14 protein-coding genes are annotated in these 14,275 nt (G+C 32.1%); 9 read left to right on the top strand and 5 right to left on the bottom strand.

Annotated features, from left to right (window positions below; all coding sequences use genetic code 11):
* Positions 1–489: 489 nt before the first annotated feature.
* From PMI10_RS18685 to PMI10_RS18650, 9 genes are all read left to right on the top strand, one after another.
* A complete protein-coding gene (locus tag PMI10_RS18685; protein WP_007810788.1) occupies positions 490–705 on the top strand; it encodes a hypothetical protein in 216 nt (71 codons plus the stop codon).
* 402 nt (positions 706–1,107) lie between these two features.
* Positions 1,108–2,118 (top strand): RhuM family protein, encoded by a 1,011-nt coding sequence (rhuM, locus tag PMI10_RS18680; protein ID WP_007810787.1) that lies wholly within the window; start codon positions 1,108–1,110, stop codon positions 2,116–2,118.
* A 478-nt stretch (positions 2,119–2,596) separates the two neighbouring features.
* Complete coding sequence (locus PMI10_RS18675) at positions 2,597–3,115, top strand: Pycsar system effector family protein (RefSeq protein WP_007810786.1); 519 nt, start codon at positions 2,597–2,599, stop codon at positions 3,113–3,115.
* Between the two features lie 2 nt (positions 3,116–3,117).
* Positions 3,118–4,428, top strand: a complete 1,311-nt coding sequence (locus tag PMI10_RS21775; RefSeq protein WP_007810784.1) for a nucleotide-binding domain-containing protein — start codon at positions 3,118–3,120, stop codon at positions 4,426–4,428.
* 23 nt (positions 4,429–4,451) lie between these two features.
* On the top strand, positions 4,452–4,679 hold the full coding sequence (locus PMI10_RS18665; RefSeq protein ID WP_007810783.1) for a hypothetical protein: 228 nt from the start codon (positions 4,452–4,454) through the stop codon (positions 4,677–4,679).
* 99 nt (positions 4,680–4,778) lie between these two features.
* A complete protein-coding gene (locus PMI10_RS22240) occupies positions 4,779–4,922 on the top strand; it encodes a hypothetical protein (RefSeq protein ID WP_007810782.1) in 144 nt (47 codons plus the stop codon).
* A gap of 407 nt (positions 4,923–5,329) precedes the next feature.
* On the top strand, positions 5,330–5,668 hold the full coding sequence (locus PMI10_RS18660) for a nucleotide pyrophosphohydrolase (protein WP_007810781.1): 339 nt from the start codon (positions 5,330–5,332) through the stop codon (positions 5,666–5,668).
* Positions 5,665–7,857 (top strand): DNA/RNA helicase domain-containing protein, encoded by a 2,193-nt coding sequence (locus PMI10_RS18655; RefSeq protein ID WP_007810780.1) that lies wholly within the window; start codon positions 5,665–5,667, stop codon positions 7,855–7,857. The genes PMI10_RS18660 and PMI10_RS18655 overlap by 4 nt, the downstream gene beginning before the upstream one ends.
* Before the next feature lie 166 nt (positions 7,858–8,023).
* Entirely contained in the window at positions 8,024–8,797 is a 774-nt protein-coding gene (locus PMI10_RS18650; RefSeq protein ID WP_007810779.1) for a ThuA domain-containing protein, read from the top strand.
* A gap of 95 nt (positions 8,798–8,892) precedes the next feature.
* On the opposite strand, the gene PMI10_RS18645 is transcribed toward PMI10_RS18650, so the two are convergent.
* From PMI10_RS18645 to PMI10_RS18625, 5 genes are all read right to left on the bottom strand, one after another.
* Positions 8,893–9,729 (bottom strand): DUF4249 domain-containing protein, encoded by an 837-nt coding sequence (locus tag PMI10_RS18645; RefSeq protein ID WP_007810778.1) that lies wholly within the window; start codon positions 9,727–9,729, stop codon positions 8,893–8,895.
* A gap of 4 nt (positions 9,730–9,733) precedes the next feature.
* On the bottom strand, positions 9,734–12,346 hold the full coding sequence (locus PMI10_RS18640; RefSeq protein ID WP_007810777.1) for a TonB-dependent receptor: 2,613 nt from the start codon (positions 12,344–12,346) through the stop codon (positions 9,734–9,736).
* 102 nt (positions 12,347–12,448) lie between these two features.
* Positions 12,449–13,291, bottom strand: coding sequence for a FecR family protein (locus tag PMI10_RS18635; RefSeq protein ID WP_007810776.1), 843 nt, complete (start codon positions 13,289–13,291; stop codon positions 12,449–12,451).
* A 10-nt stretch (positions 13,292–13,301) separates the two neighbouring features.
* The gene (locus tag PMI10_RS18630) at positions 13,302–13,511 is read right to left on the bottom strand and encodes a hypothetical protein (RefSeq protein WP_007810775.1); all 210 of its coding nucleotides are present in this window, start codon (positions 13,509–13,511) and stop codon (positions 13,302–13,304) included.
* A 46-nt stretch (positions 13,512–13,557) separates the two neighbouring features.
* Positions 13,558–14,076 carry an RNA polymerase sigma factor gene (locus PMI10_RS18625; protein ID WP_007810774.1) on the bottom strand — a complete coding sequence of 173 codons (519 nt, stop codon included), beginning with the start codon at positions 14,074–14,076 and terminating at the stop codon, positions 13,558–13,560.
* Positions 14,077–14,275 lie beyond the last annotated feature (199 nt).

Genomic DNA, 14,275 nt, shown 5'->3' with positions numbered 1-14,275 from the left:
CTATGCTTCTAGCCTGCACTGAGCGAAGTCGAAGTGTGTTAAATTAACTTTTTTGCTAATTACACCCAACGGGTTAATTTTAAATGTGTCTGTCCAAAAAGGCAAACTTAATTAATAATAAAAATTAGTCAAATCGGAGCAAAATCAGTTATGTTCCGATTTGTTTCTTCCGCTTTTTAGCTTGGCTGGTTTTGTAAATATGTTTCATTTCTTTATATGAAATGTGAATCAAAAAAATAAGCCTTCTGGTACCTAAAATCTCCTGTTATACTGATAATTATATAATTAAAAACTTCAATTTTATAAACAAGACAAAGGAATCATTTTTTAACTTTATACTAATCTGGCACCACAAAAGGCTCAACATTCAGTATTAATAAAAACAGATATAAAACAAAATCAATCTCTGTAAAAAAGACTCAAAAATTCAATAAAAAACTACTGTTTAAAAAGAGTTCTTCTAAATATAATTTAAAAAATCAGAACATTATGGTAGAGAAAAATTATGATCCGGATAACGAAAATTGTCCGGAAAAAGACACAATAGAAAATCTTCAAAGTTTAAAATCAAATTCTGAAAAAAATAAAAATACCCAAACTGTTGAAGAATTTATAGATGATAGCCCAAATTGGGTTCCTAATAAAAATAATTCAAATACTCCGGATTCAAATTATCATCAGAAGAAAGAATCAGATAGTAAATGAAGAAATTACAGAACACAAAAAGGCATATGTTTCGAAACATATGCCTTTTGTTATTTTTAACAACATCCTGAGTAATAAAACTTTCCATGAATTTAAGTTACAAAAAGTTTTTTATTAGTAGCTGTTTCCCGCTATTCGCTGCAATCTTTTGTACCGAACCCCGGCACAAAAGGATTTTTCGCTTCTATCGGGGCTAGGGCTCTTGGTTTTAAAAAGAAATCTTTGTTTTTGATCCTTTATGTTTTTCCTTAATCATCTTAATTAATTATTCAATACTTTAGCATTCGAATTAACCTTACAAAATTCTTAATGGCTTTCAACGAAGATTCTTGTGCATTTAATGCAAGTATTCCCAAAGCTGCCAAACAAATTAACGGAATAGTTGTTAAAGAATAATTAGGAATGAGTTTTATGAAAGAACAGCTTAATATGAACACAGGGGAAGTACTGATTTATGAAAATCAGGAAGGCAATATTAAAATTGATGTTCAGCTTAACGACGAAACGGTTTGGCTGACACAAGACCAAATGGCACAATTATTTGGCAAAGCCAAATCGACAATTAACGAACACATTAAAAATATTTTTGAAGAAGGAGAACTTCAGGAAGAATTGTGCATGCACAAATTCGGAATTTCCGAATTTCAGCAAAAAGCACCTAATTATTACAATCTTGACGTTATAATTTCTGTAGGTTATAGAGTAAAATCTCTACAAGGAACGCAATTCAGGATTTGGGCAACGCAACGATTAAAAGAATATATCGTTAAAGGTTTTGCATTGAATGATGACCGTTTTAAGTCGGGAAATACTATGAACTACTTCAACGAATTGCAACAACGCATTCGTGAAATACGAATATCTGAAAAATTCTTCTATCAAAAAATAAAAGACATTTACACTACAAGTATTGATTATGATCCAAAAGACGAAAAAACAATTTCATTCTTCAAAATTGTACAAAACAAACTCCTTTGGGCAATCTCTCAAAACACTGCAGCTGAATTAATATACCGCAGAGTTGATGCTACTTTACCATTACTGGGAATGCAGTCTTTTGATAAAAAAGAAGCTAAAACAGTTCAAAAAACAGATGTCAGCATAGCAAAAAATTACCTTAATGAAGATGAAATAAAACTTTTAGGATTATTGGTAGAGCAATATTTAGCATTTGCCGAGACCATGGCGCAACAACAAACTCCAATGTACATGAAAGATTGGGCGGAGCGACTCGATAGTATTTTGCAGCTCAACGGAAGAGAATTGTTGTCGCATGCAGGAAAGGTCAGTCATCAAATGGCTTTGAATAAATCTACCGAAGAGTTTGAAAAATTCAAAGAAAGTAGAAAAACGATAGAAATCGAGCAAAGCCTGAAGGAAATTGAAGCAGATATTAAAAAATTGAAAAAATAACATAAAATCCCCATTACTACCACAATACAATTTGAAAAGCAAACCAGGATAGTTTATGATCTCAGTGCGAGGAAAACAGCCTAATGTTTTTTAAGTTGATGAAAGCCGAGATTGCTTCTTTTAGGAGAAATGGTCTCGTTTTTATTAGGAGCTATTTACTCCATCAGTCGCTATCGCTCGTGTCCTGCTGTCCTTCAAATCTTTTGTGTCGAACCCCTGCACAAAAAGATTTTTCCTCCTATCAGGACTAGGGTTTTTGGTTTTAAAAGAAATATTTTTAGATAAAACACGTATAAATACGCATTGCCTAGTTTTTTATTTATCGTTACACTTGTTAAGATAATCTAGTCAGTTATGGTTTTCCGTAAAGATCACAATTATTAATTACTAATATTTGCTCTTCCGATTGAGAAATATTCAAATATTAAAATTATATAGGCATGAACCTCTAAATTAATAAACAAGAAAAAATAAAAAAATGACAAACGAACGAGATCATTCAAAATTTATAATTCAAAGATTCGATACGTATATCACTGGAGCAAATACAAAAGGTAACTTTTTATTAGCAATGAATACATTTCTTATTGGAGTAATAATATCTAATTATTCAAAAATAGAATTATTGATAAATTGTAATCATGCAATTATTTATTTTGACATTGGGATTATTCTTTTAACTCTTTTGAGCCTTCTTGCAATGCTTTTTATTTTAAAATCAGTTTATCCTTTTATTCTGTCAGGTAATTCAAGTAGTGATGGATATCATTCTCATATATTTTTTAATTCGGTCGCAGAATTTAAAGGTTCTCAAGAATTTAGAAAATCATTCTTAAAACAGGAAGATCTGAATATCGAAGAAGATATGTCTAGTCAAGCTTTTTATTTAGCTAAGGGTTTAAAAACAAAATATAAAAACTTAGAAACTGCAATGAAATTCATTTATGTGGAATTAGTTATAATAGTTGTATTATTAATGTTTGTTATAATATTTTAATTATGAAGTTGTTTGAAAATTACACAAAAGATTTTGATAATATTTTATCTAAAAAAGTAAGGATTACTCCAGAGCTAATTAATTCTCAAAAAACCATTAACTTTAGCCGAGAAAATGCAACTGAATTAAATCAAAGATCTTATAGTAATGCTCAAAATCTCCCATCAACTATAGATGGACCAAAAGTATTGTTTAGTTATGATAAAGAAACTTTAAAAAAATATTTTGGAAATAATAAAGATTCTTTTTCAAAAATAACTATAGGTCCACACCCAGACTTTTGTAATTTAACAAGTTCAGATTATATTAATCACCATTGTGTATCTGCATTTATAGATATAAAAGGTTCAACAAGATTAATTGAAAAGTATTCGTTACTAGAAGTTAGATTAATAAAGGACTCCCTTTTAACATTAGCTATTGAGGTAGCTAACCAATTTGGAGGACATGTTCATAGACTGCAAGGTGACGGCATTTTTTTACAATTTGTAAGACGAGATAAAAACCCGAATGATGCAGTTATAAATGCTCTTAATGCTGTTTCAGTTTTAACACAATTTGTATCTGTTGATTTGTCAAATATTATGAAACAGTATGATTTAAAACCTCTTAAAATAAGAGCTGGAATAGATTTTGGAGAAGATGAAAAGGTTCTATGGTCTTATTATGGTATCGCTGGTTGCGAAGAACTCACAACGACAAGTTTACATACCGATATGGCTGCAAAACTTCAGGCAAAAGCAAATGATAACTGTATTTTGATAGGTGATAATATTAAAAAGCTTCTTGATTTAAAGAAAGAATTTTATTCATATTATCAAAATTCAGATAGTAAAGAAATGGTCTATAATATCACCCCAAACTTAACTTATCCCTTTTTTGTTTTTAATTGGAAAGAATATCTACATTCACTACCCTTTATTTGGAAAGTAAGTGGTTCAGATTCTTTAGAAATCAAAGAAAAAGATATCGTAATAGATTGTTATTTATCTGATGAAGATGGAAGTAATATCGTGAAATATTATCCTAATTCAACATCAATTGCAAAAGGAAAAAAAATTAATTTTAAATTATTAAGAAATAATAAACCTTTTGTAAAATTAGATTTTGAAAGAATAGAATGGCGAGGAAAAAATTCTGGAAAACAAGCTGAGAATGAAAATCTTTTAAATCTTGATTTTGACAAATATTTTGATAATCACACGGAATGTACTGTTGATGCTAAATTTTTAGGTCATCACTATATAGAGTGTAAGATCATACGAAATCACTTAGCAACTGAAAAAGTAACATTTCCAATTTTTGTTCAGTAACTTATTAATTAAAAACAAATAAAATGAAAATTAACTTATTAAAAAAAGCTTCTAAAATACATGCTGTAAAATGCAATAAATCCTCTGATTTTCTAGAAGGTTTTGCTTCATTTCAAATATTACAACTAATAATTTTAAAGTTACAGAATGTAGAAGATGAAGATCTTTCTTCAGCAGAAGATGAAATTGAAAATTGGAGAAAGTCAGAACCAGAAGTAACTGAAAATGAAATTTCGCAAATTATAAGTTGAAAGTAAAAGTGAATACATATATGCTTAAATATAAAATTTCGCAATACAAAATAGCTTTTACATTTGAATAACTAATTTACTAATTTAACCTAAAAAAGTATGGAAACAATTACAGCCGACATTAAACCAGGACCAAAAAGACAGAAAGAAGACGGAACTGATGACAGAAGACAACGAGTTAATCCTGAAAATCAACCAAAGCATCCAAAATTAAAGCCTCACGATCATGACAAGAAAAAGTAATCTCTTCACTCTCTAAGGTTTTTACATTGAAAACATTGCACAAATCATTAAGACTTTGCGCTTTTTATTAAACTAACTCCTCACTCCTAAAAGTGTTCTCCTTCATCACTGTATAATTGTCTCTAACTTTAAGCAATTTCATCAAAATCAAATTTGAAAATAAAAGTTCTCAGAACCTCACTGGTATCAGGCCCTTAAATTTGATAAGAAACATATCTTTTTTAATCGCTTATTGCTTTCCACATTCATCTTAATTAAATAATCAATACTTTAGTAATCTTTAATTAATCTCAGAATAATTTTAATCGCTTCAAACGCAGATTCTTAGAAGTTTTTGATAAAAACAACAATTAGTAATTCTTTGATTAATCAGTATTTTTTAATTAATTTGATACAAAAGAAATGTTATGGATAAGTACAAGAAAATCATCAAAGAATTAATCCAATTTAGAAATGACAGGGATTGGGAACAATTTCATGACTCAAAAAATTTAGCTTTGGCTATTTCACTCGAAGCAGCTGAATTAAATGAACTTTTTTTATGGAAAAAAGATGATGAAGTAGAAAACATCAATAAAGATCGTTTAAAAGAAGAGATTGCTGATATACTTTCCTTTACTTTTTTACTTGCTGAAAAACATAATCTGGATGTCTTTGATATTGTCTCAGAGAAAATTAAAAAGAATGCTCAAAAATACCCTGTTGATAAGGCTAAAGGGACAGCTAAGAAATATAACGAACTATGAGTTTATCATTTGGACTGTCTATTGAGGTTTCTGAGCAATATGATTTTAACAAAAATTCATTATCTAAAATAAGACAAAATCCATGGGTAAAAAACCAGTGGCCATTAGTTTATTTTATTCAAAATGAGACTCAACGTATTGCATATGTAGGTGAATCCACTAACGCATACAGCAGAATTAAAAATCATCTCAGCAATCCAAATAAGTCTAGTGTTCTAAATAAAATTTCGGTTATTGGAAGTGACAAATTCAATAAATCCGCAACTTTAGATATTGAATCTAATCTGATACAATACATAACTTCCGAAGGTACTTATCAACTTCAAAATGGTAATTATGGATTAATTAACCATAACTACTATCAACAAGATTTATACAAAGATCTTTTTAAAGAAATATGGAATAAACTTATTGAAAAGAAAATTGTAAGCAAATCTCTTACTGAAATTGAAAATTCTGAACTTTTTAAATATTCACCATATAAAGCATTAAATGAAGACCAATACCATTCTGTACTTGAAATTTTAAGTGGTTTATGCGTAAAAGAATCTAATCGAATTTTTATCAAAGGAAGCGCAGGAACTGGTAAAACTATACTTGCTACTTATTTAATAAAGTTGTTGCATTCTGATATTTCAGAATCAACTCTGGAGGAATACAATGACGATGAACTAAGAGAAATAAACTACATAAGATCTTTTCAATCAAAATATCCGGACGCTAAGATAGGTTTGGTTATTGCAATGACTTCTTTGAGAGAATCATTGAAAAATGTTTTTAGAAAAATCCCAGGCTTGAAACCTTCCATGATTATTAATCCATCTGAGACATTTAATTTAAAAGAAAAATATGACTTGTTAATTATTGACGAAGCCCATCGATTGAGACAATACAAGAATATTGGTTGGATGGGAGCTTTTAAAAAGAATAATCAAAAATTAGGTTTAGATGATACAGGTAATGAATTGGACTGGATATTAGCCAATAGTAAAAACCAGATTTTCTTCTATGATTCTGCTCAATCAGTAAAACCGTCGGATATTGACGGAAATCATTTTGATAGGCTTCTAAATGATTCTAACACTCTAAATCTTCAATTGACTTCACAGATGAGAGTTAAAGGTGGAAATAATTACATTTCTTTCGTAGACGAATTGCTTCACACAAAAAGAAAAACAACTGAATTTTTTAAAATTGAAAATTATGAATTAGTGAATTTTGATTCATTAAATGATTTGTATACTGAACTTGGAAAAAGAGATAAAATCCATGGTTTGAGTCGATTGGTAGCTGGATATTCATGGGCATGGGCATCAAAAAATGATAAAAAAGCTATAGATATTGAAATTGATGGTTTACAATTTCAGTGGAATCAAACTGAAAGAGATTGGGTAAATTCCCCTAATGCTTTTCATGAAGTTGGTTCCATCCATACTGTTCAAGGGTATGATTTGAATTACACTGGAGTTATATTCGGAAGAGAAATTGACTACGATAAAAAAACAGGAGAAATAGTTGTTAATGCAAAAATGTATTTTGATAAGTACGGTAAAAATGGAATAAAAACTCCAGAAGATTTACGAGTTTACATTATCAATATTTACAAAACAATAATGTACAGAGGGATTAAAGGAACATTTATTTATGCTTGCAATGAAGGTTTAAGAAATTATTTAAAGAACAATATTGAAACTTTTAAAAATGAAATCCCTTTTAGAATATTACCATTTGCAGAAGTAAAACCTTATGTGAATTCTGTTCCTTTAGTTGATATCACCGCTGCTGCAGGTAGTTTTAGTGATTTACAAATACATTCGGATTTTAAATGGGTTGAATTACCTTTTCACATCACTACTAAGGAAGGATATTTTGTATGCAAAATTGAAGGTGAATCCATGAATAAAATAATTCCAAATGGTTCGTATTGTTTGTTTAAAAAAGATTCTGGCGGCTCTAGAAATGGAAAGATAGTACTAGTAGAAAGTATGAATATTCAAGATGCTGATTTTGGTGCTGGCTATACCATAAAAGAATATCACAGTACAAAAAATATTGAAAACGACCAATGGGATCATCAAGCAATTGTTTTAAAGCCACTTTCTTATAATATTGAATATAATGATATTGAATTAGTAGATGATGAATTTGAAAACTTGAAAGTTATTGGGATTTTTGAATGTGTCTTATAATAGCATCAATATCATAATGAAGAATTTTGAGATTGATTTTCACAATTAAGTATATTAACTAACTTCGTTTATACCTCAAATTTTGATCCATAAAGGAACATTAGTTTCGTATATAAGAAGTTAGCCTATAAAAAAATGAATAATTAACCTTACAACTCATTCGTAAATGACCCGAAATATATACATACTTGTTACAGCCGTGTTTTTAGCAACTGCACTATTTTTATCGTGCAGCATAAAAAAACAGTTCAATACGACAGCCAAAAAAATATTAGTTTTTACCAAAACTGCCGGATTCCACCATTCATCAATACCTCAGGGAATCGAAGCTGTAAAACTAATCTGCAGTCAAAACGGACTGAAAGTTAAGGTAACCGATAATTCAGATGATTTTACAAAAGACAGTTTAGCGGTGTATAGTGCGGTACTATTTCTAAACACTACCGGCGATGTTCTAAACAGCAGTCAGCAGGAAGCTTTTGAACACTATATAAAATCCGGAGGAGGTTTTGCAGGTATTCATTCCGCTGCAGATACGGAGCCGGACTGGCCATGGTACATTCGTCTTGTCGGGGCGAAGTTTGCCGGACATCCTAATAATCCAAACGTTCTGAAAGCAGTCATAGATATTACTGGCACTCGTTTTCCTGCTACACAAGGTCTTCCTTTACGATGGGAACGAACTGACGAATGGTATAACTATTCCGATATTTCGGCAGACATTAAAGTTATAGCTACTTTGGACGAAAGTACTTATTCCGGAGGAACAAATGGTAAAAATCATCCCATTGCGTGGTATCATTCCTTTGAAGGCGGCAGAGCCTTTTATACCGGAGGCGGACATACGGAAGCCAGTTATGCTGAACCGCTGTTTCTCAAACACCTGACAGAAGGAATTAAATATGCCGCAGGAATTGGTGCTGCTGCATCTTCAAAATAACGGTAAAAATAATGGGGTAATTTAATATACATCTGACATACATTTTTTTATATGCCAGATGCAATTACAAATCAACCAATAAAAAATTAAACTTTTTATTTTACTGTATAAGAAACTTTATCTGCTTCACAAAGCCTGAAATAGCCCAAAGCAAAATTAGCAGCGTCATTGGCATTCACAATATTTCCCCTGATATTGGCCGGAGGTGTTCCAAAAGGATTTGCATTGGATGCCTCCAGAATTAAATTCATATAATTATAAAAATTTCTGGAAATACCCCGATTTGTAATTTCAACGATATTTCCCGCCTTCATATCTTCGTTAGAGAATCGAATGTTAATTTCATTTCCATTAAAAAAATCATCATCCATCAGGTTATATTCTGGAAAGAGCAGGAAATCACTTTTAAAATCTGAAAGGTTATAATTGACTTCATTTGCCGGATCATCATAATAGAATGTCAGTTCGATTATATCCTTGGTGCCTTCGAGAACCATACCCTGCTCAACCCTCTTGATTGGTGTCACGGACATCAGCTTTTCAACCGCTGTAAAACTTTGTCCTTCTGCCTGAACATGCAGCGTATAATCCATATTAAGAGCAGGAACAAAATCAGTACACACATACACACCGGGCTGTGTTTCGTTGAAAGTAAAAACAGTTCCATTACTATTTTCAACCCTTACCTGTGCTCCAGAGACTTTTGGTGTAACAGTACTGTAATAAGGGGCCATTTTGCTGATTTTTATGGTCTGTTCATTACCTGTTGTTCCTTTTTGCCAGATTATTTCGGCATCAATAACTATTTTAGCTTCCCCTGTTTCCAAATCAAGATTTACTACATCTTCACAGGATGAAAAAAGTAAAACAAAAAGAAGGCTAAATAAAGTCAGAGCTTTATTTTTAAAGGTATATTTTTTTAACTTTTGCATGTTATTAAAATTTAAAATTATAAGAAACTCCGGGTACCAATCCAAAGATGGATAACCTTCTGGTCTCGTTCGCTCCGGTATCCTCATTTGTTGTAAAGGTCATAGAGGCAGCATTTTGTCTGTTGTAGATATTATAAATACTGAATACCCAATAGCTTTGCCATCCTTTCTTTTTATCGGGTTTAGGTGTGTATGTCGCAGCCAGATCCAGGTGATGGTAAAGCGGAAGCCTGTTTTCGTTTCTCAGTGAGTAATTAGGGATATTGATTCCTCCAAATTCATAATAACCATTTGCATACGTTACAGGCTGGCCGGAACGCAGGGAAAAATTAGCATCAAATGACCATTTGGGACTGAATTTATAACTTCCGACAATACTTAAATTATGTAATTTGTCATATCCTGATAAATACCATCCACCATTCGCTATACCCGGTTCGTCAGGCGTTCTTCCGGGAGTTTTCTGTTCTGCCCTGGACAGGGTATAAGAAACCCATCCTGTGAAATTTCCGGTGTTTTTCCTAAATAATAATTCCAAACCATACGATCTGGCTTTACCGCTGAGAATAACCCGTTCTATATTATTATTTGCGATTATATCTGCTCCGTCAATATAATCAATTCGGTTTTGAATATTCTTATAAAACAATTCTCCTTCAAAAGAATAATCACCGCCCTTAAAATTTTTAAAATATCCTGCTGCATACTGATCAAGTAATTGTGGTTTGGTAAACGGACCGCTTGGCGTCCAGATATTCATTGGTAATGGAGACTGGGTATTGGATAAAATATGAATATACTGCGCCATCCTGTTATAACTTGCTTTCACGGAAGTGTCGTCATTAAAAGCATATGACAAAGCAAATCGTGGTTCAAAATTATTGAATTTACTTATGGTTTGACCGCTTTTATAGGATATGCTTCCGGTTGGAGTCCCTTCTTCATAAATATTATATAACGGATTATATGCTACAGCTTTACCATCTTCATATGTGCTAATTTCCTCCCCTCCTAAACGGTAAAACAAACTATAGCGAAGTCCGTAACGAAGATTCAGCTTCTCCGTAATCTGATGTTCAAAATCAAGGTAGGCCGAGGATTCTAAGGCATATTTTTTATCCAGCTGCCTGTAATTGAACTGTGAACCGGGGCTGGTAGGTTTCGCGGTACCGGGATTAAAATTATAAAACAAACCGTCGATTCCGTAATTAAGCTTAAACTTTTCCGACAGGGAATGAACCCAGTCATATTTAAGTCCGTAGCTGCTGATGTTGCTGTCCCACTCAAAATCTTCCGTCTGCAATCCAAGATTAAATTTATAGTCGCTGTAGAAAACCGATAAATTTGTGTTTAAATCATCAGAAAATTTATGTTTCCAGTTTAAGATGCCCATAGTGTTTCCGTAGGTACTTGAAAATCGCTCATTTATATCAAAAACGTCATTCCCTAAATACCCGGAAAAAGCAACACTGTTATTGGCACTTAGCCGATAATTTAATTTAGCGTTGATATCATAAAACATGGCAGAATTTTTATTGTCTGCCAGCTTCAAAAATAAATGCGCATACGAAGCACGTCCTGCGATGATAAAGGATCCTTTTTCTTTTTTTATGGGTCCCTGAACTAAAAGTCGGCTCGATATCAGTCCAATACCTCCATTTACACTGAAGTCCTCAAAATCTCCTGTTTGCTGACTTACATTTAGAACAGAGGAAACACGTCCTCCATATTTAGACGGAATACCTCCTTTGTATAAATCCAGTCCATTGACAATATCGGCATTAAAAACCGAGAAGAACCCGAACATATGAGAATCACTGTAAACCGGAGCACCATCCAGAAGAATCAGGTTCTGATCGGCAGCACCACCGCGGACATTAAAACCCGAAGAAGCTTCACCGGCATTTGTAACTCCCGGCAATGTCAGTATCGACTTTAAAGGATCCGGTTCGCCCATCGCAACCGGAATCCTCTTGATCTCTTCCATAGAAAGTTTATTGACACTCATCTGGGTATTCCTGATATCAACTGCTTTGGTATTGGTCACTATCACCTGCTCTAATTGCTGGCTGTCAGTTTCCATACTGAAATCTATTCTTACATCATCGTCAACCGTAATTTGTTTCTCTTTGTTTTTGAAACCAACATAACTAATTGAAACAGTATAAGTTCCTTTATCCAATTCTATAGAAAACATTCCATTTTTATCGGTTGTGGCAGCTGTTCCAAGTTCTTTGATAAAAATATTGGCACCAATAACGGACTCTTTGTTATCGTCAAGGACCTGTCCTGTTAACTTATTTTTTTTTTTGGCTGCTTTCGAAGGTTTTTGCTTTACAAAAATATTATTCCCTACAATCGAAAATTGAATCGAACTATTCTTATTCAGTTCGTTGATCAGGTTTTGTATTTCGATATGGTTATAAGTACTTTTTTTGGCAAAATATCTTTGTCCCGTATTAATTTGATCCGTAAAGGCAAATTTAAAGTCCGTTTGATTCTCAATTTGTTTAAATAAGTCTTTTAACGTTACAGTTTTATCTACAGTTACAGTTATATTTTGTGAGAACATACACAAACTGAATAAAAAAAAGCATGCTGAAATTATATGCTTCATGAAATTTTGTATTTTTGAATATTATTAAATAGGGACAGTTTTATACTGTCCTCAATACGAGGAGGATGTGTAGTTTCGCGGCTAGTGCATCCTTTTTCTTTTCTATCGAAAAGTAATTTGTTTTAAATCTTCATTTACTTCATAGTTTAGGTTATACATTTCTGATATTAATTGGACAATAGTTTTTAAATCTTCTTTTTTATTTATTCGTATCGTAATTCGCTGGTTATTGTATTCCTTCGGAATTGTCATTTTATAACCATAGTTTACCTTAATGTAATCACTAACAGCAATCAGCTTCTCGTTTTCAAAATCTGTAAATCTTTTAAATTCAGCTACTGAAGCAGTTTTATTTCCATAAGTGAATTTTTCGCCAGGTACCAAAATCCATTTTTTATCCTGATCCTTTACCGTCATTTGAACACTTCCTTCATAAAGTGCTACACTTATTTCTTTTTTTGGATATCCGCTTACCGTAAAAGAAGTACCCAATACCGTAGTTGTAGTTTCATTACAAAAGACCTGAAAAGGATGTTTTTTATCCTTTTTGACTTTAAAGTAAGCTTCTCCTGTAACTTCAACCTTTCTATTCACGTTAAAATTATTGGCGTAGACAATTTTAGAATTCGGATTTAATTCTACCCTTGAGCTGTCCGGCAAGGCTACGGTTTTTACTTTGGAAGTATAATTTTCAATTACATTTGAAGCGAGGAAAATATCATCTTGCAAAGGGCCTCTATTGAAATAAATTCCGGTTCCGATACACATGAAAATCAAAACTGCTGCCGCTGCTGCAAAATGCCATGCTTTAAATTTCCTCTTTTTTGAAGAAAAGGCTTTAGACTGAAATTGTTCCCACGAAGCTTCTTTTACACTATCGGAATGTGAAACGGGAGTTTCATCCCAGATCTTTTTCAATTCCTCTTCTATTTTTTTCTCATCCATGTTTTGAGCATTAAAGTTGTTGACAATAAAATCCCTGCTTATTAAAAACACGATAGACCATTTCTTTAATATCCCTGTTGGTTTCGATTCTTAGAACATGATTAGAATCTTCTAAATCAAAATTCATTATACAATCAGAAATTACGAACTGCAGAAGAACTACAATAAAGCTTGCATCCTCCTTGGTTCTGACATCCGTTTTATAAGCCTCAATATGCATTTCTATGTTTCCGTTTTATATATAACAAACGAGAACACAAAAGTTCCTAATGGTCTTCGATTTTTTTTCTAATAAATTTACTGGCAAGATAAATATGATTGGCAATCGTCTTTTCAGAAAGGTCTGTAATTGCTGCAATCTCCTTATAGCTAAGGTTTTCCAGTTTATGTAAAGTAAATATTTTTTGCTGCTGCTCAGGAAGAAGATTTATGAAGGCATATAATTTTTCCCTTCTTTCTTCAAAAATTCCGGTTTCAGGATCCTCTTGTACAGTTTCGAACTCAGGATCAAGCTGGATTATTTTATTTTCCCTGTTAACATGATTGATAATGATGTTCTTGCATATGGTAAACAATTGTTTATCAAATAAGACATCTTCATTGAGTAATTCCCTTTTATTATAGAGTCTTAAAAAAGTCTCCTGAACAAAATCTTGCGGGGTGAGGACAGAAAAATTAAACCGTTTGGCAATGTTTATCAGTTTATCATAGTAATTTAGATAAGCTTCCCTGAAAGAAGCTTCCTTACCTTTTTTTAAACTTAATATAAACTTTCTGTTGTCCATAACGTAACTCTGATGACTAACCTTAACTCAATGACCCAAATAATAGTATAATCTAAAGTTGACAACCTAAGATTATTTGGATTTTGAATAGGGAATTTATTTACTTAACCCGTTGGGTGTAATTATTTTCAACACATAGAAACATAGATTTTGTAACTTAAAAAAGGCGTTTTACTTGTATTAATAAACATAGCTATGT

This window comes from Flavobacterium sp. CF136 (assembly GCF_000282055.1).
Lineage (GTDB): Bacteria > Bacteroidota > Bacteroidia > Flavobacteriales > Flavobacteriaceae > Flavobacterium.
Note: the sequence above shows the minus strand (reverse complement) of the source record. Positions and strands in the feature narration are given on the sequence as shown.

Bases quoted from the DNA above. Each gene is read 5' to 3' on its own strand.
- PMI10_RS18645 (WP_007810778.1), bottom strand. From the start codon at position 9,729: ATGCAAAAGTTAAAAAAATATACCTTTAAAAATAAAGCTCTGACTTTA.
- PMI10_RS18675 (WP_007810786.1), top strand. From the start codon at position 2,597: ATGACAAACGAACGAGATCATTCAAAATTTATAATTCAAAGATTCGAT.
- PMI10_RS18650 (WP_007810779.1), top strand. From the start codon at position 8,024: ATGACCCGAAATATATACATACTTGTTACAGCCGTGTTTTTAGCAACT.
- PMI10_RS18660 (WP_007810781.1), top strand. From the start codon at position 5,330: ATGGATAAGTACAAGAAAATCATCAAAGAATTAATCCAATTTAGAAAT.
- PMI10_RS21775 (WP_007810784.1), top strand. From the start codon at position 3,118: ATGAAGTTGTTTGAAAATTACACAAAAGATTTTGATAATATTTTATCT.
- PMI10_RS18655 (WP_007810780.1), top strand. From the start codon at position 5,665: ATGAGTTTATCATTTGGACTGTCTATTGAGGTTTCTGAGCAATATGAT.
- PMI10_RS18635 (WP_007810776.1), bottom strand. From the start codon at position 13,291: ATGGATGAGAAAAAAATAGAAGAGGAATTGAAAAAGATCTGGGATGAA.
- rhuM (WP_007810787.1), top strand. From the start codon at position 1,108: ATGAGTTTTATGAAAGAACAGCTTAATATGAACACAGGGGAAGTACTG.
- PMI10_RS18625 (WP_007810774.1), bottom strand. From the start codon at position 14,076: ATGGACAACAGAAAGTTTATATTAAGTTTAAAAAAAGGTAAGGAAGCT.
- PMI10_RS18630 (WP_007810775.1), bottom strand. From the start codon at position 13,511: ATGCATATTGAGGCTTATAAAACGGATGTCAGAACCAAGGAGGATGCA.
- PMI10_RS22240 (WP_007810782.1), top strand. From the start codon at position 4,779: ATGGAAACAATTACAGCCGACATTAAACCAGGACCAAAAAGACAGAAA.
- PMI10_RS18685 (WP_007810788.1), top strand. From the start codon at position 490: ATGGTAGAGAAAAATTATGATCCGGATAACGAAAATTGTCCGGAAAAA.
- PMI10_RS18665 (WP_007810783.1), top strand. From the start codon at position 4,452: ATGAAAATTAACTTATTAAAAAAAGCTTCTAAAATACATGCTGTAAAA.
- PMI10_RS18640 (WP_007810777.1), bottom strand. From the start codon at position 12,346: ATGAAGCATATAATTTCAGCATGCTTTTTTTTATTCAGTTTGTGTATG.